Raw genomic sequence first — 22,138 nt, 5'->3', positions numbered from 1 at the left:
CAAGCCACCATGGATCATTTGCATTACAACTACAGCGCCATTCAACAGCGCGCGCCTTTGCCCTTGGCTTCTAACTTGCATGTGTTTGCGGTCATTCACCTCGAGCACTGGGACTTTGAAGCACCTGAGGGCAGCATTCGCGATCCACGTTTTGTAGGCGAGTTTGGGAGCTTCAACCCCGACTATCGCAGTTGGACCCAGCGCGAATATGGCTTGCGCATTGGCGTTTTTAGAATCATAGAAGCCTTACTAAATTTAGGTATTCAGCCTGTGGTTGCTGCCAACAGTTTGGTTCTTCCGCGCGTGCCTGAAGTTCTTAAAGCCCTGAAAGATTCACAAGCCGAATGGTTGGCGCACGGTGTGGCTGCAACACGCCTCATGCACACCAACATGCCACTTGAAGAGCAACAAGCGCACATTGCCTCTTCATTGCAAGCCCTTCAAACCTACACCGGGCAAGCGTCACAAGGATGGCTCAGTCAAGACTGGGGCACATCACCCGACACGTTTGGTTTGTTGGTCGATGCGGGTGTTCGCTACACACTCGATTGGGGCAATGACGATCAGCCTTATTGGATGCTGCCCGCTGGCATTTCTCACCATCCTTTGTTGGCCATACCCATGTCAAGCGAATGGGATGATGTTCAAGGCCAGTGGTTCAGGCCCGTAGAGCCCGCGCAGCATGGGAAACAAATTGTGGAAGCCGCCGAACAAATGCGCAATGAATGCGTCACTCACCAACGCAGCGCTGTCATGGGCCTCAGCCTGCACCCTTGGGTTTGGGGCATGCCCAGCCGCATTCGTTATTTGCGCGACATGCTGCGCCAATTGAAAGAAACAGAAGGCGTGACATTCACAACGCCTCAAAAAATTTATGAACAATGCGCTAGCACTACAGACACTCGTGCAGCACTTGCTTGATCAGCCACAAGGAATTCACCCATGGACTACCTCGACACCCTCAGTCAATTTTCTTCAAACCTAGACTACCAAAAACTAGACGCAGAGGTCAAAGATCAAGTCGGTTGGATCTTGGCCGATACGGTGGCCGCCATGGCAGCAGGCTCTGCAGAGCCAGAACTGCGCGCCATTGCTAAAAGGCAAATACAAGTCAGTTCCAAGCATGCAGCGCAACTCATCGGGCTTGGCACCTGCAGCACACCTGAAGCTGCCGCCTTCATCAATGGCACCTCAGGAACTTTTTTAGAAATGGATGAAGGCAACCGATTTTCACGCGGCCATCCTGCAGTGCACGTCATTCCTGCTGCCCTGGCACTCAGCCAAGAAAGAGAAGCCAGCGCAGAGAACTTTTTAGCCGCCATGGTGGTCGGCTATGAAGTCGGCTCAAGACTAGGGGCCGCCTCTCAATTGCGTGGTGCCATGCATCCGCACGGCACCTGGGGCACCATCGGCGCAGGCGCAGCGTCTGCTCGCGTTGCTGGTATGCAAGCCAGCGACATGCGCCAAACCATCAACATCGCGGCTTCACTGACCACCGCCACTTCCAAACAAACCATGCTAGAAGGCGGATTGGTTCGCAACGTGTATGCCGGCCTGAGCAACCGCAATGGCTTGCTGGCGTTGCACTTGGCTGAATGCGGTTTTACCGGTGAACACGATGGGCCTTCTTCTTTGCTGGGCAAAATTATTTCTGAAAGTTTTCAGCCCGATGCGGTCACGCAAGGTCTCGGACAAGACTGGCACTTGATGCGCAACTATTTCAAATTGCATTCCTGCTGCCGATACAACCACGGCACCTTGGACGCCATTGATCAAATGGCGGTAGTTCAAGCCTTGCCTTCGGCAGATGACATTGATCGCATTGAAGTGGTCACCTATCACTTGGCCGCTGAACTGAACGACCCCGCACCCAACAACACATTGGCCGCCAAATTTTCTGTTCCATTTGCCGTCGCCACGCGCATTGTCAACAACTCCAGCGCTCTTTCAAGTTTTACCTGGGACGCTGTTCGCAATCCACACACCTTGGCATTGGCGCAAAAGGTTAGCGTGTCGCACGACCCTGCCATGAGCGCCAGATTGCCCAACGAAAGACCCGCCACTGTCACCCTTTATTTGAAGGATGGCTCAAGCCGAACAGGACAAGCCGGCGTCAATCGAGGCGACGACGCCTCCCCTTACACGCGGGAAGAATTGCGCGAAAAATTCATGAATTTGACCAGCCGAATTTGGGCCACTGCACACTGCGAAACAATGCTACAAGCGACTTTGGATTTAGCCAAATTGAAATTGTCGTTTCAAACTTGGTCCCAATTGCTAGCGCATTCAGCCAAGTGAATTTTCGCCTGACATATAAACAAAGACAGCGCCAAACAGACCTGCATTCAATTCAAAAAAGTTGCAGTTGTTTTTGATCAATTTTTCACCCTGGTGGGTGATGTTTTCGACACGAAATCGACTGGCAATGCGCTGCGCCTTCACATCCACCGTGTGTGAAAACTGTCCGTGCCACACTTGGGCGTAGCGCTCATTCAATCGCTCATACATGCCTTTTAATTCTGTGTCCCTGCCTTCATAAAGCAGGCCATGGTTGGCAATACTAAAGCGCGCATTGGGCGCAAAGCAGGCCAAGGTATCTGCCACATTCTTGCGATCAACGGCGGCAAAGTATTTTTCAACCAGCGCGATCAATTGGGCTTCATTGAGTGTCTTTGAAGTCATACAGTCTCCTTAAATCCAGCATCTTGCAAAGCCCTGAACAAAGCCAAAGCACTGCCATGCGCGGAGTAAGCCTCTTCATGCAAGGGCTGTTTCAATCGTGTTTCTTCCAAAAAGTTGCCATGGCTGCGTCCCCTCACACACAAGGCAGAAGGCTTCACTGCGCCAATGGGTTTAACATGCGCCGGGATATAACTGATGGCAAAGCCAAGCCGCCGGTCGGTGGTGGCATTGCCGCCTGAAGCGTGCACCAGGTCGGTGTGATGCAAGGACATTTGTCCAGGACCGACGGGAATGAAAGTCCCCGTTGTGTTGTCAAATCGATCACTGATACCTTGCCCGCGCCGAATCATGTTCATGGGCTCGGGCTTGTCATCGTGCTCAAACACACCCCACTGATGACTGCCCGGCAAGACTTGCATGCAGCCCGCCGCGATGCTGGCATCACTGAGGGCTACCCATGCCGTGACATGCAAGTGCGGTGACAAATAAAAATAGGGACTGTCCTGATGCCATCGAACATAAGACGGCGTGTTGGCTTCTTTCAAAAAAAGCGTAGAGTGGTACACCAAAATATCGGGGCCAATGACATCTTCAACTGCATCCAAAATACGGGGGTGATGAACCAACTGATCGGCCCAGTTGAACAACAGATAGCTCTTTGACTTTTCAGGAAAATCGATGGCTTGGCCACGCTGTTTTTCCCAATCTTCCAACTCTTGTCTGAAGGCTTTGACTTCGGCCTGGTTCAGCACATCGATAGGCGATACGTAGCCATCGCGGGCATAGCCTTCTACTTGTGCTTCACTCAATAATTGAGGCATGTTTAATCTCCCAAAGAACGCAAGCTGGCCAAGGCAACATTAAGAGCGATTGACCGATTGTTGGGCTGCGCTCATCATGTCTTGCAACATGTCCAAGCGAGGGTGCATGGGACGCGGATAAGCCTTGCGACTTTGCGACAAACCCAAGCCCAAAGCAGCTTCTGCCATTTTGTAACTCAACGGTCCAGGGTTGATCACAGGTACGGGCAAGCGCTGGCTCAAGTACACATGCGATTGGTGCATGGTGGTGGAGCCCAAAATCAAAACTTCCGCGCCATCTTGCTCAATGGCTTCGTAGGCGGCTTTTTCTAAAAGAGGAAAGACATCCTCTTCTTTGCCAGACAACAAGGCTTGGTTGTCAGCAGGCACTTCAATGGCACGCACCGACGCGCATTTGTGATGCAAACCCAATTCATCCAAGGCTTTTTTGTAGAGTGGTTTCCAGCGGCTGGCCATGGTCAGCACAGAAAACTTGTCGCCCAACATCAAGGCGGCCAACATCGAAACTTTGCCCGGGCCAAACACAGGAATGTCCAACACAGAGCGAAGCGCTGCCACGCCCGAGTCGCTCATGGTGTCAATGCAGACGGCTGCAAACCCTTCGTCTTGCGCACGGCACCCAGCTTCAAAGTTGGCTGTATCGGCCAATACAAAATCGTGATGGCTTGAATAATTCACTGGGCCGGCTTTGACGGTCCGAAATTCAAATGCCAAATCGGGTGACAAATCAATGCCCTTGAGTTGTGCCTGCCTCAGCGCCAAGTTTTCTGGCGACATGGCAAAGGGCACCACCACCAGAATTTTTTTCTTAGCCGCTGTCATACCGCCACCTTGAGCTCAGCCACTGCCTCTGACGTTGAAGTGACACGTCCAAACAGTCTTTGAAAATTGCGCATGGTGACTTGGTGCAATTCTTCAAAGGTGGTGCCACAAGCATCTTCTACCAAGGTCACTTGATAGCCGCGGTCTGCTGCCTCACGTGCTGTGCTTTCAACGCACATGTTGGTAGACACGCCCGCCATGTAAATTTGATCGATATTCAAAGACCTGAGCAAACTGTCAATGGACGTAGAAGCAAATGCACCCACTGTGGTTTTGCGGACCACATGCTCACCTGCAACAGGTTTGAGTTCTGCCAGAATTTCATGATCAGGGCTGCCCACGTAGTTGTTGCAACTGGCCAGCAGCTTGCGCATGTGGCGTGGCGCGTCGCTGGCATCGGGCAATGCCGCACCCAAAGTGACGTGCACAACCGGTTGGCCAATGTGATGAAAATGCTCGCGCAAATCGAGGGTTCGTGGCAATACCGATTGTTCAATTCGCGCAAAGCGGTAGTCACCCACCGAAGAGCCCTGCGCTTTCAAAGTGCGACCCAAAGCGCCTTGCCTAGAGCCGGTGGCATATTGCATGTCGATGATGACCAAGGCTGCGCCTTTGGCGTCAATGACGGGCTCGCTCATGAAATCACGGATGTAGTCTTTGGGTGCACTCATGGCGTTTCCTTGGTTTGTTGTTGTCGATACCAGTCAACGATTTGGGAGCCTGTGGCGCACCAAACCCCCTCATGACTTCGAATGTATTCAAGCGCTTTGGCCAAAGCCCCAATTCGGTGGGGTTGCCCCATGATGAAGGGATGAACCGCCACGTTCATCACGCGGCCATGCACTGCACCTTCGGCATACAGCACTTCAAATTCATCGATCATTTTTTGCGCAAAAGCATCGGCTTCTTGGCCTCGCCGCCAAGCGATGCTGTCATTGATTTCCATCGAGTAAGGCAAAGAAATCAACTCGCCTTGGCGCACATGCACTGGGGTCGGCTGATCGTCATGGTACAAATCGCACAAATACTGCATGCCGCTTTCAGCGACCAAATCGGGGGTGCGCAATGTATTGGAGGCTGCCGGAGAGAACCAGCCTTTTAAACGCTGCCCTGTATGCCGCTGGTGAATGTCTTGGCAGACCTCAATGGCATCGCGCTCTTCGTCTTCCGTCATGTTCCAGTGGTAGCGCGTGTTGTACAAACCATGCGACATGAACTCCCATTGCCGCTTCAACATGGCTTGCGCCAAATCAGGGTACATGTCCAACACCGACATCGACAAAGACACGGTAATGGGCAATTCGAGTGCATCAAATAAATCCATCAAGCGCCACACGCCCACCCGATTGCCATAGTCACGCAAACCATAGCCCAAGATATCAGGGTGCGGTACCCGAGGCCAAGGATTGCGCACCCTCACTTGCTCGGGCAAGTATTCGTAATGCTCAATATTGGGAGCCACCCACAGCGCCACGCGCGCACCGTTTGGCCATTGCAAAGGTGTGCGCTCGGGCAGCGCTGAATAAGTAATGCGCTCTTGTCCAGCGATGGCCAATGGCTGGCTCAACATTCAAGCCACTTGGGGTTGCCAAGCATCCAAGATTTGCGAACCGGTGGCGGCCCACACACCCTTGTGACTCATGATGTGTGCCAGAGCATCTTCCAATGCCTTGATGCGGTAAGGCTGACCAATGACCCATGGGTGCAATGAGATAGGCATGATGCGGCCACCTTCTGTGGCTGACTCTTTGTAAAGCACATCGAAATGGTCAATCAGCTGATCGCGAAAATCATTTTCAGTGTGATGGTTGTTGACCAAGATGGTGTAGTCATCAATGTCGATGGGGTGCGGCATGGCCACCAGATCTTTTGAGCTGGTGTGCATGGGATAAGGCATGTCGTCGTTGACCCAATCGCACACGTAGTCCAAGCCGGCCGCAGCCAAGATGTCTGGTGTGTTGAAGGACTCCGACTTGGCAGGCGACAACCAACCACGCACCGGTTGACCACTGGCTTTGCGCAAGATGCTCAAAGTTTGATCGACCCATTTCTTTTCTTCTTCGGCAGACAGTCCACCATGGTGCAAATGATCCATGTCCAAACCATTGGCCATGATTTCCCAGCCCAGTTTGTTGCACTGCTCTAGCAAGCTGGGGTAGCGCACTGCCACGGCCGCATTGACGGCCACCGTGGCTGGAATGCCATGCTTCTGAAGCGCTTTCATGATTCTGTAGATACCCACCCGATTGCCATAGTCACGCAGCGTGTAATGGCGGAAATCTGGATAAGCCGTTTGCATGGCACCCGGTGGTTTAAAAGGCACACCGGCCATGTTCAAGGGGAACCACTCTAAGGCGGGCACCACCCACAAAGCGACTCTGGCGCTGTTGGGCCAAGTGACATGTTTGCGCTGCGGCAACATAGACCACTCGTAGCGCTCGTGGTCCATGCCATAGCGGCGCAGCGGATATTCGAGGTAATCGTCGGGCAGAGCCTTAGGCGCTACGCTCATGGTGCTTCTCCCACTGTTTGACCCGCAGCGGTAAATGCTGCGTGATAGTGTTCGTTGTAGTAGTGCGCAATTTCACGGCCTGTAGCCAGCCACACTTTGTCGTGACCTGTGATGTAAGCCAAGGCCTCTTCAAAGGCCGCCAAGCGGTAAGGCTGGCCAATGAGGTAGGGGTGCAAGGGAATGCACATGACCGTACCAGAGTGCTCGCCCTCTTCGTACAAGCGATCGAACTGACGTTTGATGATGTCGCCATAGCGGCGCGGCGACACCAAGTTGACGTTGTAAACAATGGTGTCGTTCATTTCCAAGGAATAGGGCATGCTGGTGAGCTTGCCTTTTTTGACCTTCACTGGACCGGGTTGGTCGTCGTGGAACAAATCGCAGACATAGGTCAGGCCCATGTCGGCCACCAAGTCCATGGTGTTGGGCGTGTAGGTGAGCGCAGGGGCCAACCAACCGTCTAACTTTTGACCTGTGTGTTTGTAAATGGTGTCGATGGAGTCTTGAATGACCTGGCGCTCTTGCGCCTCGTTCATGCCCATCAGGTAGCGCGTGTTGTAAGTGCCGTGAGAGTAAAACTCCCAGCCTTCATCGGCGCAGGCCTTGATGACTTCGGGGTGGTGATCGCACATGGCCACATTGAGTGACACACTGCCGCGCATGTTGCAGCGCTTCATGACATCGAGCATGCGCCAAAAGCCTGTGCGGTTGCCGTAATCGCGGTAGGAATAATTCAGGATGTCGGGTGCAGGACGTGCCCAAGGCGCACGTGCTGGGTTGCGAGGTGGATTGAGTTCATAAAACTCCACATTGGGCGCCACCCAAAATGCCACGCGTGCGCCATTGGGCCACTTGATGACCGGCCTGTCGTTGTAAGGCAGGTAGTCGTAAAACCCTGGATCGCGCTGGGTTGCAGGCGCTTGGGCAGCGTTTGTCATGCTGCGGATCCTTTGCCCTGCACTTTGCTAAGTTGATCCAGTGTTTCAGAAATGGTCAACACGTCGGCGTACTTCAGCATCATGTCGTACAGATTGGCAAAGTGCGGCGATTCATGTTTGTCGGCCACACACTCAATAGGCACAATCGTTCTGAAGCTGCGCTGCAAGCTGTCCACCACGGTAGCGCGCACACAACCCGAAGTAGAACCGCCCGTCACCACACAAGTGTCCACACCGTGATAAGTAAAGATAGAGCCTAGATTGGTTTCAAAAAATGTAGAGGCCATGCGCTTGTTGATGATGATGTCGCGCTTGCGGTCGATGACCAAGCGATCGTCAAACTCTGCACGGCGGCTGCCCACCTTGATGTTTTGCAATGAGTCGGGTGTGTTGGTGCGTGTACCCCACACACCACAGTCTTCGCCTGACTCCATATAAGCCACATAGGTCCAAACAACAGGAAAACCTTTAGAGCGGAACACTTCGGCCAATTGATTCACATAGTCCAGCTGCTTAGGATCTGTTTCGTAGGCTGTCGCAAACTCGCCGACACAGGTATATGCTTTTTGTAAATCGATGTTAATCAAGGCTGGCACTTTGCCGAAACCAAAACGCTTGCGTGTGGGGTTGGCCTGCACATGTTCAAACAATTGGCGGGCGGTTTTATCAGACTGTTCCATAGCAACCTACTAGTTCAAAAGAATGTCAAAGATATTCTCACGGGGGAATTGTCCTGTCAATAGAACAATTGCTCTCCGTTCGCGAATCCATCTATCTACAAAGCGCCCCTGCGAACCTTTGTGAAGCTCAGGCGTAGGCCAGGCGCAACTCCCTCTTGAGTAATTTACCGCTAGGATTTTTGGGCAAGGATTCTGCAAAGACAACGCGTTTAGGCACCTTGAAAGAGGCCATGTGATGATTGCAATGGGCCAACACCTCTGCCTCCGTCAAACTGAGCCCCGCTTTCAGAACAATCACTGCCGTCACAGCTTCCACCCATTTGGGGTCGGGCAGCCCAATGACAGCCACCTCGCTCACGGCAGGCAAGCGATAAATCATTTCTTCCACTTCTCGGCTGGCCACATTCTCCCCGCCCGTTTTGATCATGTCCTTTTTTCGGTCCACCACACTGATGTAGCCTTCCTCATCGATGGTCGCCAAGTCGCCACTGTGAAACCAATCACCTGAAAAAGAGGCTCGTGTTTTTTCTGCATCGTTAAAGTAGCCCAGCATCAAATGAGGTGAACGGTGCACAATTTCCCCTACCTCACCAGGCTTCACGTCTTGCATGTCGTCATTCACCACGCGTGTTTCAACATTCAAAACAGCGCGGCCACAAGAGCCAGGCTTGCGAAGTTGATCGTCAGGACCCAACATGGTGGCCAAGGGTGCAATTTCGGTTTGACCGTACAAATTCCACAAGCGCACCTTCGGCAAACGCGAAGCCAACTCCTTCAACACCTCCACCGGCATGATGGATGCGCCGTAATAACCTTTGGCCAAATGACTCAGTTTGTTGGCATCAAACAAAGGCGAGCGCAACAACGCAATCCACACGGTAGGCGGTGCAAAGAAACTGGTAATTTTGTATTTCTCAATCAGTGCCAACAAATTGTCGGGCACTGGTTTGGACGTGATCACGTTGCTGCTACCTATGTAAATAGCGGGACCAAAAAACACATCCAGCTGGGCGCAGTGGTAAAGCGGCAGCGCATGCAAGGCCAAATCTTGTTCGGCAATTTCTGCATTCACCACGCAGCTCACGTATTGCCACAACACTGCGTCGTGCGTCAGCATGGCACCTTTGGGCATGGATTCGGTACCGCTGGTGTACACAATTTGCGCCAAGTCGTGGCTGGCCAAACCGCTCTCTGCCAACTCCGAGGTGCAGGCTGCCAGTTCATGAAAATTCAGCATGCCCGCCACAGGCTCACTCGGGTCTTCAGAAGGCAGCCACAGAAACTGTTGCACCTTCGTATCCAATGCTGAGGCTTGTTTGGCCAACTCTGCCAAGCCCGAATCAGTGGCCAATGTTTGAGCGCCAGCGTGCCGCAGGATGTAGGCCACTTCTTCAGCCTTGAGCATGAAGTTGATCGGCACCATGACGGCACCCATGCGGGCCAAGGCAAAACGCAGCGCCGCAAAGCCATGAGAGTTTCGCGCCAGCACGGCCACACGGTTGCCGGGCTTCACGCCTTGACCTGACAAACCTGCCGCCAAGCGCGACACCAGTGCATCAAACTCTGCATAAGTCCAAGACGCACTGCCGCACACAATGCCTAACTTGTTGGGTACGCGCAAAGCAGTTCGTCTGAGTGCATCTGCAATGGTCTGACGACGAACAGCGGGAGAAATGAGAGTTTGTGCTGCAGTTGACATTCAAAAGCTCCAAATCAAATCGATAATCGAAGCATTGAACTCTAATTTGATGAGGCCGACATTGGCACTTCCACCACCCTCCCCCCGAAAACTGTCACATACGCGCACCGTGGTCTATTCAGGCTTTGAACGGGAAGATGGCCTGTGGGACATTGAAGCCGCATTGACGGACGTCAAAACCTACAACTTCATCATTCCCAGCCAAGGCCCCCTAGAAGCAGGTCAGCCCATTCATGGTCTGAACATTCGACTGACAGTGGACAACGACTTCAAGATTCTCGATGTGGTCACCGACATGGCCCACATCCCTCACCCAGAATGTGACCGTGCCCCTCTGAACATGCACAAACTGGTGGGCTGCACCTTGGGATCGGGTTGGCGCAAAACCATCGACGCACACATTGGCGGTGTGGACGGGTGCACCCATCTTCGTGAAATGCTGTTCAACATGGCCACAGCGGCTTATCAAACCATTCCCTCAGCGCGTCAGTTCAAGGCCCAGCAAGCAGGACAGCCAGATCAAGTTCCCACCACCCCACCACCGCATGTGGGCAAGTGCATGTCCTGGGCCTTTGACGGTCCCGTGGTGAAACGTTACTACCCGATGTTTTTCAGAAAACCAGAGTCCCTGCGATAATCGGAAGCTAAACGGCGCGCCGCAATGGTGCGCACCTTCCATCAGCCCCTGGATATAAACCAGTTACCGCTTGGAGTCTCTTTTGAGCAAAAAAGTATTTATCAAAACCTTCGGTTGCCAAATGAACGAGTACGACTCGGACAAAATGGCCGACGTCATGAAGGCCGCCGAAGGCTACGAGCCCACCCAAGACGTCGAAGAAGCCGACCTCATTTTGTTCAACACCTGCTCGGTACGTGAACGCGCCCAAGAAAAAGTGTTCAGCGATTTAGGCCGTGTGAAGCACCTCAAAGAACGCGGCGTGCTCATTGGCGTGGGCGGTTGTGTGGCTAGCCAAGAAGGTGCCGACATCATCAAGCGCGCACCTTATGTCGACGTGGTGTTTGGGCCCCAAACTTTGCACCGCTTGCCCGAACTCTTGGCCGCACGCAGCGCCAAAAAACGCCCGCAAGTGGACATCACCTTTCCCGAAATTGAAAAGTTCGATCACTTGCCGCCCGCCAAGATGGATGGCCCCACCGCCTTCGTGTCCATCATGGAAGGTTGCAGCAAATATTGCAGCTACTGCGTGGTGCCTTACACCCGCGGTGAAGAAGTCAGTCGTCCTTTCGAAGACGTGTTGGTTGAAGTGGCCGGTTTGGCCGAACAAGGCGTGCGCGAAATTACGCTGCTGGGCCAAAACGTCAATGCGTATCGCGGCAAGATGGGCGACACCGCCGAGATTGCCGATTTTGCGCTACTGATTGAATACGTTGCCGACATCCCCGGCATTGAGCGCATTCGCTACACCACCAGCCACCCCAATGAGTTCACACAGCGTTTGATTGATGTGTACGACAAGGTGTCCAAGCTGGTGAGCCATTTGCATCTACCCGTGCAACACGGCTCCGACAGAATTTTGATGGCCATGAAACGCGGCTATACCGCGATGGAATACAAAAGTACCATTCGCAAACTGCGCGCCATTCGGCCCGACATGGCCATGAGCAGCGACTTCATTGTGGGCTTTCCCGGTGAAACCGAAGAAGACTTCAACAAGATGATGAAGCTCATTGACGATGTGGGCTACGACACCAGCTTCAGCTTTATTTTTAGCCCCCGTCCTGGTACGCCCGCGGCCAACTTGCAAGACGACACCCCACACGATGTGAAACTCAAGCGTTTGCACCATTTGCAAGCCACCATTGAAGCCAACGTGAAACGCATTGGCGACAGCCGTCTCAACACGGTGCAACGCATTTTGGTGGAACGCCCTGCGCGCAAAGATGCCACCGAAATGGCGGGCCGTACTGAATGCAATCGTGTGGTGAACTTTCCTGCAGGCCCCAATGGCATGCGCTTGGTCGGACAAATGGTCGACATCAAAATTGACGCCGCCATGTCACACTCATTGAGAGGCCAGATGGTTATTGATTGATACCTCAGACTCCGAAGTTGGCACACCACCAGTGGCGTTATTTCGGTTCACACTTCGAGGTTGTCAATCAAGCGGGTATTACCAAGTTTTGCCGCACCCAACACCACCATCGCTTGCTGGCAAGGTCCTGTCACTGGAGACAAGTCATGCTGCAAACGCAAGGTCAGATAATCGGGCAGCCAGCCTCGTTTTCTGAGAGATTGCCGGCCAATCTCTTCTAACGCTGGCACATCCAATTGACCTTTGGCGCTGCCTTCTCGGGCAGCAACAGCCAAGAATTTCAAGGCCATGGATAACTGAACAGCTTCAGCACGTTCAGCATCACTCAAATAACCATTGCGCGAACTGAGAGCAAGGCCATCGTCGGCGCGGCGAGTTTCACCACCGATAATTTCAATGGGCAAACCCATTTGTTTCACCATACGCCGTATCACCATGAGTTGTTGGTAATCTTTTTTACCAAACACTGCCAAATTGGGTTGGACGATATTGAAGAGTTTGTGCACGACGGTGCTGACACCCACAAAAAATCCTGGACGAAAAGCGCCCTCCAAAATATCTGCCAACTCAGGAGGCGGAAGAACTTTAAAACCTTGTGGCTCTGGATAAAGGTCTTTTTCTGCAGGCGCAAACACCACATCGCAACCGTTGGCTTCTAACAATGCACAGTCGTTGGCTAGCGTTCGCGGATAAGAATCAAAATCTTCATGCGGCGCAAACTGAAGTCGATTGACAAAAATACTGGCCACAGTTCTACCACCCGAAGCAACGCGTGCATCAACTTGCTTTCGCGCAATTTGCATGAGATCCAAATGACCTTGATGTAAATTGCCCATGGTGGGCACAAAGGCGCGCAAACTTGCTCCTGCCAGTGCAGCTTGCAATTCGGCTAGCGTGTGAGCGACTTTCATTAACTCAAGTCCAGGCGTGTTTTTCGTTGTCGGGAAAAGTGCCATTTTTGACTGCAGCAACATAGGCCCGCATGGCTTCAAGCACACTGCTTTCGCCCGCCATGAAATTGTGAACAAACTTCGGGTTTTTGCCCAAATTAATGCCCAGCATGTCGTGCATGACCAGCACTTGACCTGCAGTGCCCTTGCCAGCACCAATGCCAATGGTGTGGCAAGCGGGTAATTCAACTGTCAACTCGGTAGACAAAGGCTCAGGTACCATTTCAAGAATCATCATGCTCGCGCCAGCATCTTGTAAAGCCAAAGCCTCTTGCCTGAGTTTCTTGGCAGCATCATCGCCTCGTCCCTGCACACGATAACCACCCAAACTGTGAACGGTTTGAGGCGTCAGCCCTAAGTGCGCAGCAACAGGAATGCCACGCTCGACCAAGAAACTGACAATATCAGTGGTCCAACCGCCACCTTCCAGCTTCACCATGTGCGCTCCCGCTTGCATGAGGACAGTGGCACTTCGAATGGCTTGTTCTTTGGATTCCTGGTAACTGCCAAAAGGTAAATCACCCAAAATCCATGCAGTCCCCTGCACTTTGCGAATACCGCGTGAGACGCACTCAACGTGGTAACGCATGGCTTCCAAGCTCACGCCCACCGTGCTGGACAAACCTTGGCAAACCATGCCCAAAGAATCGCCTACCAAAATACATTCAACACCCGCCGCGTCGGCCACGGCCGCAAAGGTAGCGTCGTAAGCAGTCAGCATGGTAATTTTTTCACCGCGGGATCGCATCTCGTTCATGCGCGGCAAACTGATGGGCTTGCGCACCGAAACGGGCGAAGCGGGTGGCAGAGTGCCATAAGGTGATGCGCTGGAGTTCGTCATAAATTGCCCTGGGGAGTTGTGTTTGGGTATGGCGTATGGGTAGCCATTCTTTGCGGCTCGGCTTTAGCGCTTCATACCCGGAAAACCTCCCCCGCCCATGCCGCCTAAACCACCCAAGCCGCCCATGCCTTTCATGGCCCCCAGGCGCTTCATCATTTTCATCATGCCGCCGCCAGACATTTTCTTCATCATGTCTTGCATCTGCTCAAACTCTTTGAGCAAGCGGTTGACCTCTTGCACTTGAACGCCCGCGCCCATGGCGATACGGCGCTTGCGGGTGGCTTTAATGAGCTCGGGTTTGCTGCGCTCGCGCGGGGTCATGCTATGAATGATGCCTTGCTTGCGCGCAATGTCTTTTTCGGCTTTGCCCAAATCCATGCTGCCTGCCTTGGCGGCCAGTTGGGTGGGCAATTTGTCCATCAAACTGGACAAGCCGCCCATCTGTTTCATTTGCTGAATTTGCGCCAAGAAATCGTTCAAGTCAAAACCGGTGCCACTCTTGACCTTGGCGGCCAATTTTTGGGCGGCTTCCATGTCGACGCCGGCCGTGACTTGCTCAACCAAAGCCAAGATGTCGCCCATACCCAAGATGCGGCCAGCGTGGCGCTCGGCATCGAACACTTCTAGGCCATCGATCTTTTCGCTGGTACCCGCAAACTTAATAGGCGCACCCGTAATTTGACGCACCGACAAAGCCGCACCACCACGCGAATCGCCGTCCATCTTGGTGAGCACAATGCCGGTCAGGGGCAAGGCATCTTTGAATGCTTTGGCGGTGTTTGCGGCATCCTGACCTTGCATGGCATCCACCACAAATAAAGTCTCGACAGGGTTCAGTGCCGCATGCAAGGACTTAATTTCGGCCATGAGCGCTTCGTCAATGGCCAAGCGACCTGCCGTGTCCACCAGCAGCACATCAAAGAAATGTTTGCGCGCGTAATCGATGGCGGCCTTTGCAATGTCCAATGGCTTTTGATCGGGTGAACTGGGGAACCATTCGGCACCGGCCTGTGCCGTGACTGTTTTTAATTGCTCAATGGCAGCGGGGCGGTAAACGTCGCCCGACACGGTCAGCACTTTTTTCTTGCGCTTTTCAATCAGGTGCTTGGCCAACTTGGCTGTGGTGGTGGTTTTACCGGCACCTTGCAAGCCCGCCATCAAAATAACTGCGGGAGGCTGAGCCGCCAGATTGATATCGGCCACGCCATCACCCATGGTGGCAGCCAACTCGCGGTTGACGATGGCCACCAAAGCTTGCCCGGGCTTTAGCGAACCCAGAACCTCTTGGCCTAGCGCCTTTTCTTTGACCCGCGCCACAAAATCGCGAACCACGGGCAAGGCCACGTCGGCCTCCAGCAAAGCCATTCGGACTTCGCGCAACATGTCGGCCACATTGGATTCAGTGATTCGCGCTTGACCACTGATTTGCTTAACGAGGAGCGAAAGTTTGTCGGTGAGGGCGGAAGCCATAGAAATTTTTTCTCATAAACCGTCAGGTTTTGAGCGCAATGCCAAATTGCAAGTGCCCAAAACGCTAAACTAGGAGCCATGATTTTAGCCAGTCCACTCGATTTGGCGATGTGGTTAAGCCTTTTAACTGCCATCGCTTATGGCATCCCAGCCTTGGTTGCGGATCGCATGGGCCCCAGTTTGGCCAAACGCTACCTCTGGCTGGCCTGGCTCTTGCACGGATTCACCATCGGTTTGGGCCTCTTGGGCGAAACGCCCCGCTTTGGTTTTGCCCCCGCTTTGTCTGTGACGGTGTGGTGGGTCCTGACGGCCTACGCCGTAGAAACCCAATACTTTCCCCAACTCAAAGCACGTTGGGCCATGGCCATTTTGGGCAGCGCTGCCGTGGCTTTGTCTTGGGCTTTTCCGGGTCAAGCCCTCCAAGTCAGCGCTTCTATTTGGCTGCCGCTTCACTGGGCGCTGGGCATTGCCTCCTATGGCATGTTTGCTGCGGCCGTGATCCATGCCGCCCTCATGACCAGCGCCGAGATTGAAATTAGGCAAGGCAACGAAAATCAAAGTGGTTTGCCCCTGCTGACCCTCGAGCGTTTGATGTTCCGTTTTGTGTTGTTGGGCTTCATTTTGCTCACCCTCACACTCATTGCAGGCTTCTTGTTCGGTGAGTTGTTGTACGGTGCAGCCGGCGCCCACTGGAAGTGGGATCACAAAACTGTGTTCTCACTTCTGTCTTGGCTCACTTTTGGAGCCTTGTTGCTAGGGCGCCATCAGTTCGGCTGGCGCGGTCGTCGGGCGGTGCGCGTGCTCTACACAGGCTCGGCGTTTTTGCTCTTGGCCTACGCAGGCTCACGCTTTGTCATTGAAGTTGTTTTGGGTCGCAACCTTTGAAAATCCTGATTTTTTTATTGGCTGTTTTGCTGGGTGTTTGGCTCTGGCGTCGCAATCGTCTGAAAGATTTCAAGCAACGCGCCCAAAAAACAGAAAGCACTCAGGCCAAAGAAGCCCAAACGCCTTCCGATTTGCAGCCCAGCCCCATGCTGGCTTGCCAACATTGCGGCTTGCACATGCCTGAAGCCGACATGGTCAAAGGGAAAAAAGGCGTTTACTGTTCCCAAGCGCATTGCCAAGCCGCCGCCGATCAGCAAACTTAAGCCCATCGATGAGCAACTCTGCCCTCCCTGGTAGCTTTGACGAATGGCAAGACGGATGGTGCAAGGGCGCGCAACTTTGTAAGTCGCCTAATTTTGGCGCACGGCCAACAGCCGCCTTGATCGACCTGATCGTGGTGCATTCCATCAGCCTGCCCCCTGGCATCTATGGCGGCGGCGAAGTCCAACAACTATTTACCAACCAACTTGATTGGGACGCACACCCCTACTTTCAAAGCATTCGGGGGCTGGAAGTTTCATCTCACTTTTTCATTGAGCGCAACGGCACAGTGTGGCAGTTTGTCAGTTGCAACGACCGAGCGTGGCATGCAGGCACGTCCGCCTACCGCGGCAGAAACAATTGCAATGACGATTCCATCGGCATCGAGCTTGAAGGCTTGGAGGGTGAGACCTTCGAGCCTTTGCAATACGAAAGCTTGGGCCAGCTGTGCACAGCCCTGAGCCAACACTATCCCATTGCACACGTTGCAGGTCATGAGCACATTGCGCCAGGTCGGAAAAAAGATCCAGGGCCGGGCTTTGATTGGCAACGACTGAAAAAAGATGTCGCGTGGCCACCTCAGTACTTTCCCGAAATTTAAAAAATATTTTCGGAAATTTAAAATTATTTTTGTCCCGAATTTGAAACATCAAAATGCACCTTTTGGGCGCTTTGATGTGCTTTCAAAATAACCCTGATTTTTACAAAATATGAATTTGCAAGGCTTTGCGAAGGCAAATGCAAGCCAAGCCGCACCAAATCTCATATCCCCACAAAAAATGCTTATTTGACGCGCTTTCCAAGCCATGCATTTTTCGCCCCAATTTCGCGCCAAATTGGACCCCGTTTTAGCGCCGCCAATGACGTGTGTCAAAAACCGACATTCAGACGGCTGTACACTACCCCTAGTGGCTTGAATTCATCCCAGACCCCAGATATAGTGTCCCAACGTCAAAGACACGGTCAGGTGAAAAGCAAGAATCCCACGCTATTTGACGCCCCTGTACAAGCTTGAAGCCTAACCCTCATTGGGTCTCAAATTTGTCAAGAAATTTGAACTGACATTGACTAATAAAAAACGCTATGCAAATTGAGCTGAATCCAACATCGTCAAACCCAGGCTACCTTGGCGCCAACGACGCCTCGACCTCCAACCCAGCGGCACCCCACGCCCTGGCCAACTACCAAATCATTCGCCGCAACGGCGCTGTGGTGCCCTTCGAGCCCAACAAAATTGCAGTGGCCCTCATGAAAGCCTTTTTGGCCGTTCATGGCACGCAAGGCGCGGCCTCTGCCAGCGTCCGCGAAGTGGTCGAAGGCCTGACACAAACCGTGGTTCGCGCCTTGGTTCGCTCACGTCCAGGCGGCGGCACCTTCCATATTGAAGATGTGCAAGACCAAGTGGAGTTGGGCCTCATGCGCAGCAGCAACCACGAAGTAGCGCGCGCCTATGTGCTTTACCGCGAGCGTCGCACCCAAGAACGCGCCCAAGTCAAAGAAGAAAAAGCGGCAGTTTCGGCTCACCCCACCTTACACGTCATCGATGGCGGCCAACGCGTGCCCCTCGACATCAACTATTTGCAAGGCCTTATCGTCAATGCCTGCCAAGGCTTGGGCCAAGATGTCCATCCCGATCCCATCGTGTCCGAAACCATGCGCAACCTCTATGACGGCGTGCCCATGGAAGAGGTTTACAAGGCGTCCATCTTGGCGTCCCGCACCTTGATTGAAAAAGACCCCGACTACACCTACGTTACAGCGCGTCTCTTGATGCACACCATTGCCAAAGAAGTCTTGGGCAAAGAAGTGCTCTTGAAAGACATGGCCGCTCACTATGTAGACTATTTCCCTGGCTACATCAAAAAGGGCGTAGACAACGGCTTGCTCGACGAAAAACTCCTGCAGTTTGACCTCCGTAAGCTGGCCACCGCGCTCAAAGCCGATCGCGATCTGCAATTTGATTACCTCGGCCTGCAAACTCTGTACGACCGCTACTTCTTGCACGTGCGCAAAACACGCATCGAGTTGCCACAGTCTTTCTTCATGCGCGTGGCCATGGGCCTGGCCCTGAACGAAGCCGACCGCGAAGCCCGCGCCATCGAGTTCTACGAAGTTCTGTCTTCGTTCGACTTCATGTCCAGCACACCCACATTGTTTAACAGCGCCGGTTTGCGTTCACAGCTGTCCAGCTGCTACCTCACCACCGTGCCCGACGACCTCGACGGCATTTACGAGTCCATCAAAGAAAACGCTTTGCTGTCCAAATTTGCGGGCGGCTTGGGCAACGACTGGACGCGCGTTCGCGCTTTGGGCAGCCACATCAAGGGCACCAACGGCGAATCACAAGGTGTGGTGCCATTCCTCAAAGTGGTCAACGACACGGCCGTGGCGGTGAACCAAGGCGGCAAGCGCAAGGGCGCGGTCTGTACTTACCTCGAAACTTGGCACCTCGACATTGAAGAGTTCCTGGAACTCCGCAAAAACACCGGTGACGACCGCCGCCGCACGCACGACATGAACACCGCCAACTGGATTCCCGACTTGTTCATGCGCCGCGTCATGGAAAAAGGCACTTGGACTTTGTTCTCGCCTTCCGATTGCCCCGATTTGCACGACAAGTTCGGCCTTGAGTTCGAAAAAGCCTACGTGGCCTACGAGCAAAAAGCCGCTGCTGGCGAAATCAAGCCTAGCCGCACCATCCAGGCCAACGACCTGTGGCGCAAAATGCTCTCCATGCTGTTTGAAACAGGCCATCCTTGGATCACTTTCAAAGACGCTTGCAACATTCGCTCACCTCAACAGCATGCTGGCGTGGTGCACTCCTCTAACTTGTGCACCGAGATCACCTTGAACACCAGCGACACCGAAACCGCGGTGTGCAACTTGGGTTCGGTCAACTTGCCACAGCACTTGATGGACGGCCCCAACGGCAAACAAATCGACCACGCCAAACTGCAGCGCACCATCAAAACGGCCATGCGCATGCTCGACAACGTGATCGACATCAACTACTACGCGGTCAAAAAGGCGCGTGACTCCAATATGCGTCACCGTCCTGTGGGTCTGGGCCTCATGGGTTTCCAAGACGCGCTGTACCAAATGCGTGTGCCTTACGCTTCCCAAGATGCCGTGCAATTTGCCGACACCTCCATGGAAGCCATCTGCTACTACGCTTACTGGGCTTCTACCGAGTTGGCAGCCGAGCGCGGCAAGTACTCTAGCTACAAAGGTTCTTTGTGGGATCAAGGCATCTTGCCTTTGGACACTTTGGACATGCTGCAACAAGCCCGCGGTGGTTATGTTGAAGTCGACCGCAGCAGCACCATGGACTGGGATGCTTTGCGCAAGAAGATTGCCAAAGACGGCATGCGCAATTCCAACTGCGTGGCCATTGCGCCTACTGCCACCATCTCCAACATCATTGGTGTGGACGCTTGTATCGAGCCTTGCTTCGGCAATTTGTCCGTCAAGTCCAACTTGTCTGGCGAATTCACCATCATCAACAGCTACTTGGTGCGCGACTTGAAGCGCCTGGGTCTGTGGGACGATGTCATGGTCATGGACTTGAAACACTTCGACGGTTCATTGCGCCCCATCGACCGTGTGCCACAAGAAATCAAGGCCTTGTACGCCACCGCTTTTGAAGTGGAAACCACTTGGATTGTGGAAGCGGCAGCACGTCGCCAAAAATGGATTGACCAAGCACAGTCGCTCAACATTTACATGTCGGGCGCGTCTGGCAAGAAGCTTGATGACACTTACAAGTTGGCTTGGTTGCGTGGCCTTAAAACCACTTACTACCTGCGCACCATCAGCGCCACTCACGCCGAAAAATCGACTGTGTCCAACAACCAAATGAACGCTGTGTCTTCTGGCTCTGCAGCTGGCGGTGCATCTGCATCATCTGCTTCTGCACCTTCACAGTTTTCTGCAGTGCCTGCTACGGATGTGAAATTCACAGCCATCGATGACGTTGGTTGCGAAGCTTGCCAATAACTTTTTAATTTCCAAAAATCTAAAAAGTTATTTCGAAAAATCACGACGAAGAAATTTGCAATTCATTACAATTCAAGACGATGCAAAAGCACAACACTTCTTCGCGTGATTTCATTTCATTTCAAAACATTGCTTTGCATTTCGTCCGCAAGCTTTCATAATTCACTCATTGGAAATTTCTATGTTGTCCTGGGACGATTCTTCTAAACCTGCATTGCAACCTGCAATGCCAAGCTTCCCCCCAAGTGGTCCATCTGCCGACCGCTTCGCCGATCTGTCTTCATTCTCAGCCGGCGCTTCTGCTGCCAACACCATCACTGCAACGCCCTCGCCTGTCATGACGGCTGCAACGCATGCCGCTCAGCCTGCGCCAACAAGCGCATTGGGTGCTGGTAAACGCGTCAACGCGGCTGACAAGCGCATCATCAATGGTCAAACCGACGTCAACCAGTTGGTGCCTTTCAAATACAAATGGGCCTGGGAAAAATACCTGGCCACTTGCGCCAACCACTGGATGCCGCAAGAAGTCAACATGACCCGCGACATCGCACTCTGGAAAGACCCCAACGGTTTGACTGAAGACGAACGCCGTTTGGTCAAGCGCAACCTGGGTTTCTTTGTCACAGCCGACTCATTGGCTGCTAACAACATTACCTTGGGCACTTACCGTCACATCACGGCACCCGAGTGCCGTCAGTTCTTGTTGCGCCAAGCGTTTGAAGAAGCCATTCACACCCACGCCTATCAGTACATTACTGAGTCATTGGGTCTGGACGAAAGCGAAATCTTCAACGCATATAACGAAGTTCAGTCCATTCGCGACAAAGACGAGTTCCTGATTCCGTTCATTCACGCCATCATGGACCCCCACTTCAAAACGGGCACTCAGGAAACTGACCAAACCCTTTTGAAGTCGCTCATCGTGTTTGCTTGCCTCATGGAAGGCTTGTTCTTCTACGTGGGCTTTACCCAAATTTTGGCTTTGGGTCGCCAAAACAAGATGACCGGCGCTGCCGAGCAGTACCAGTACATCCTGCGCGACGAATCCATGCACTGCAACTTCGGCATCGATTTGATCAACCAAATCAAACTCGAAAACCCCCAGTTGTGGACGGCAGAATTCAAAGCCGAAATCAACGAGCTGTTCATGAAAGCTGTTGAACTGGAATACCGTTACGCCGAAGACACCATGCCCCGCGGCGTGCTCGGCCTCAACGCCTCCATGTTCAAAGGCTACTTACGCTACATCGCCAACCGCCGTGCTACCCAAATCGGCTTGGAAGCCCTCTTCCCCAACGAAGAGAACCCCTTCCCATGGATGAGCGAAATGATTGACTTGAAGAAAGAACGCAATTTCTTCGAGACCCGCGTCATTGAATACCAGTCGGGCGGCGCCCTGTCTTGGGACTAAACTTCACACATGACGATCCAGTTTAAACCTCACACCACGACCGCAATCAGCGGCGCTGGGGTGAGGTTTTTCCCCATTCAAGGCGTTGAGATTCAATCTCAGCGCCTTGAATCGCT

21 protein-coding genes are annotated in these 22,138 nt (G+C 53.1%); 9 read left to right on the top strand and 12 right to left on the bottom strand.

The window, feature by feature from the left end:
- Positions 1–9 precede the first annotated feature (9 nt).
- Both AMM03_RS08880 and AMM03_RS08875 read left to right on the top strand, forming a co-directional pair.
- Positions 10–921, top strand: a complete 912-nt coding sequence (locus AMM03_RS08880) for a polysaccharide deacetylase family protein (protein WP_090130495.1) — start codon at positions 10–12, stop codon at positions 919–921.
- Positions 922–942: 21 nt separating this feature from the next.
- Positions 943–2,298 (top strand): MmgE/PrpD family protein, encoded by a 1,356-nt coding sequence (locus AMM03_RS08875; protein ID WP_090130493.1) that lies wholly within the window; start codon positions 943–945, stop codon positions 2,296–2,298.
- Here the strand turns inward: AMM03_RS08875 and AMM03_RS08870 are convergent.
- From AMM03_RS08870 to AMM03_RS08830, 9 genes are all read right to left on the bottom strand, one after another.
- Positions 2,287–2,682 (bottom strand): nuclear transport factor 2 family protein, encoded by a 396-nt coding sequence (locus AMM03_RS08870; RefSeq protein WP_090130490.1) that lies wholly within the window; start codon positions 2,680–2,682, stop codon positions 2,287–2,289. The two genes, AMM03_RS08875 and AMM03_RS08870, sit on opposite strands and share 12 nt — an antisense overlap.
- Positions 2,679–3,503, bottom strand: a complete 825-nt coding sequence (locus tag AMM03_RS08865; protein WP_090130488.1) for a phytanoyl-CoA dioxygenase family protein — start codon at positions 3,501–3,503, stop codon at positions 2,679–2,681. The genes AMM03_RS08870 and AMM03_RS08865 overlap by 4 nt, the downstream gene beginning before the upstream one ends.
- A gap of 39 nt (positions 3,504–3,542) precedes the next feature.
- Positions 3,543–4,325: an aspartate/glutamate racemase family protein gene (locus AMM03_RS08860; RefSeq protein ID WP_228764619.1), complete on the bottom strand. Its 783-nt coding sequence runs from the start codon at positions 4,323–4,325 to the stop codon at positions 3,543–3,545.
- Entirely contained in the window at positions 4,322–4,996 is a 675-nt protein-coding gene (locus AMM03_RS08855; RefSeq protein ID WP_090130486.1) for a cysteine hydrolase family protein, read from the bottom strand. Before AMM03_RS08855 ends, AMM03_RS08860 begins: the two co-directional genes overlap by 4 nt.
- Complete coding sequence (locus AMM03_RS08850) at positions 4,993–5,895, bottom strand: polysaccharide deacetylase family protein (protein ID WP_090130484.1); 903 nt, start codon at positions 5,893–5,895, stop codon at positions 4,993–4,995. The genes AMM03_RS08855 and AMM03_RS08850 overlap by 4 nt, the downstream gene beginning before the upstream one ends.
- Positions 5,896–6,837 (bottom strand): polysaccharide deacetylase family protein, encoded by a 942-nt coding sequence (locus tag AMM03_RS08845; protein ID WP_090130482.1) that lies wholly within the window; start codon positions 6,835–6,837, stop codon positions 5,896–5,898.
- The gene (locus AMM03_RS08840; protein WP_090130480.1) at positions 6,834–7,775 is read right to left on the bottom strand and encodes a polysaccharide deacetylase family protein; all 942 of its coding nucleotides are present in this window, start codon (positions 7,773–7,775) and stop codon (positions 6,834–6,836) included. Before AMM03_RS08840 ends, AMM03_RS08845 begins: the two co-directional genes overlap by 4 nt.
- Complete coding sequence (locus AMM03_RS08835) at positions 7,772–8,455, bottom strand: isochorismatase family protein (protein ID WP_090130479.1); 684 nt, start codon at positions 8,453–8,455, stop codon at positions 7,772–7,774. Before AMM03_RS08835 ends, AMM03_RS08840 begins: the two co-directional genes overlap by 4 nt.
- A 127-nt stretch (positions 8,456–8,582) precedes the next feature.
- Positions 8,583–10,154: an acyl-CoA synthetase gene (locus tag AMM03_RS08830; RefSeq protein WP_228764618.1), complete on the bottom strand. Its 1,572-nt coding sequence runs from the start codon at positions 10,152–10,154 to the stop codon at positions 8,583–8,585.
- 61 nt (positions 10,155–10,215) lie between these two features.
- On the opposite strand from AMM03_RS08830, the gene AMM03_RS08825 reads away from it, so the two are divergent.
- Positions 10,216–10,791, top strand: a complete 576-nt coding sequence (locus AMM03_RS08825) for a DUF2889 domain-containing protein (RefSeq protein ID WP_228764617.1) — start codon at positions 10,216–10,218, stop codon at positions 10,789–10,791.
- Positions 10,792–10,873: 82 nt separating this feature from the next.
- Complete coding sequence (gene miaB / locus AMM03_RS08820; protein ID WP_090130477.1) at positions 10,874–12,208, top strand: tRNA (N6-isopentenyl adenosine(37)-C2)-methylthiotransferase MiaB; 1,335 nt, start codon at positions 10,874–10,876, stop codon at positions 12,206–12,208.
- A gap of 47 nt (positions 12,209–12,255) precedes the next feature.
- On the opposite strand, the gene panC is transcribed toward miaB, so the two are convergent.
- From panC to ffh, 3 genes are all read right to left on the bottom strand, one after another.
- Entirely contained in the window at positions 12,256–13,119 is an 864-nt protein-coding gene (gene panC, locus AMM03_RS08815) for a pantoate--beta-alanine ligase (protein ID WP_090130475.1), read from the bottom strand.
- 4 nt (positions 13,120–13,123) lie between these two features.
- On the bottom strand, positions 13,124–13,999 hold the full coding sequence (panB, locus tag AMM03_RS08810; protein ID WP_090130472.1) for a 3-methyl-2-oxobutanoate hydroxymethyltransferase: 876 nt from the start codon (positions 13,997–13,999) through the stop codon (positions 13,124–13,126).
- Between the two features lie 63 nt (positions 14,000–14,062).
- Positions 14,063–15,469: a signal recognition particle protein gene (gene ffh / locus AMM03_RS08805; protein ID WP_090130469.1), complete on the bottom strand. Its 1,407-nt coding sequence runs from the start codon at positions 15,467–15,469 to the stop codon at positions 14,063–14,065.
- 78 nt (positions 15,470–15,547) lie between these two features.
- On the opposite strand from ffh, the gene AMM03_RS08800 reads away from it, so the two are divergent.
- From AMM03_RS08800 to AMM03_RS08775, 5 genes are all read left to right on the top strand, one after another.
- Positions 15,548–16,354, top strand: coding sequence for a cytochrome C assembly family protein (locus AMM03_RS08800; RefSeq protein ID WP_090130467.1), 807 nt, complete (start codon positions 15,548–15,550; stop codon positions 16,352–16,354).
- Entirely contained in the window at positions 16,351–16,617 is a 267-nt protein-coding gene (locus tag AMM03_RS08795) for a PP0621 family protein (RefSeq protein ID WP_090130465.1), read from the top strand. Before AMM03_RS08800 ends, AMM03_RS08795 begins: the two co-directional genes overlap by 4 nt.
- Before the next feature lie 8 nt (positions 16,618–16,625).
- Positions 16,626–17,216, top strand: coding sequence for a 1,6-anhydro-N-acetylmuramyl-L-alanine amidase AmpD (ampD, locus tag AMM03_RS08790; RefSeq protein WP_090130463.1), 591 nt, complete (start codon positions 16,626–16,628; stop codon positions 17,214–17,216).
- 482 nt (positions 17,217–17,698) lie between these two features.
- A complete protein-coding gene (locus tag AMM03_RS08780; protein ID WP_090130459.1) occupies positions 17,699–20,611 on the top strand; it encodes a ribonucleoside-diphosphate reductase subunit alpha in 2,913 nt (970 codons plus the stop codon).
- 181 nt (positions 20,612–20,792) lie between these two features.
- Positions 20,793–22,022: a ribonucleotide-diphosphate reductase subunit beta gene (locus AMM03_RS08775; protein ID WP_090130457.1), complete on the top strand. Its 1,230-nt coding sequence runs from the start codon at positions 20,793–20,795 to the stop codon at positions 22,020–22,022.
- Positions 22,023–22,138 lie beyond the last annotated feature (116 nt).

Source organism: Limnohabitans sp. Rim11, from assembly GCF_001269365.1.
Classification (GTDB): Bacteria; Pseudomonadota; Gammaproteobacteria; order Burkholderiales; family Burkholderiaceae_C; genus Limnohabitans_A.
Note: the sequence above shows the minus strand (reverse complement) of the source record. Positions and strands in the feature narration are given on the sequence as shown.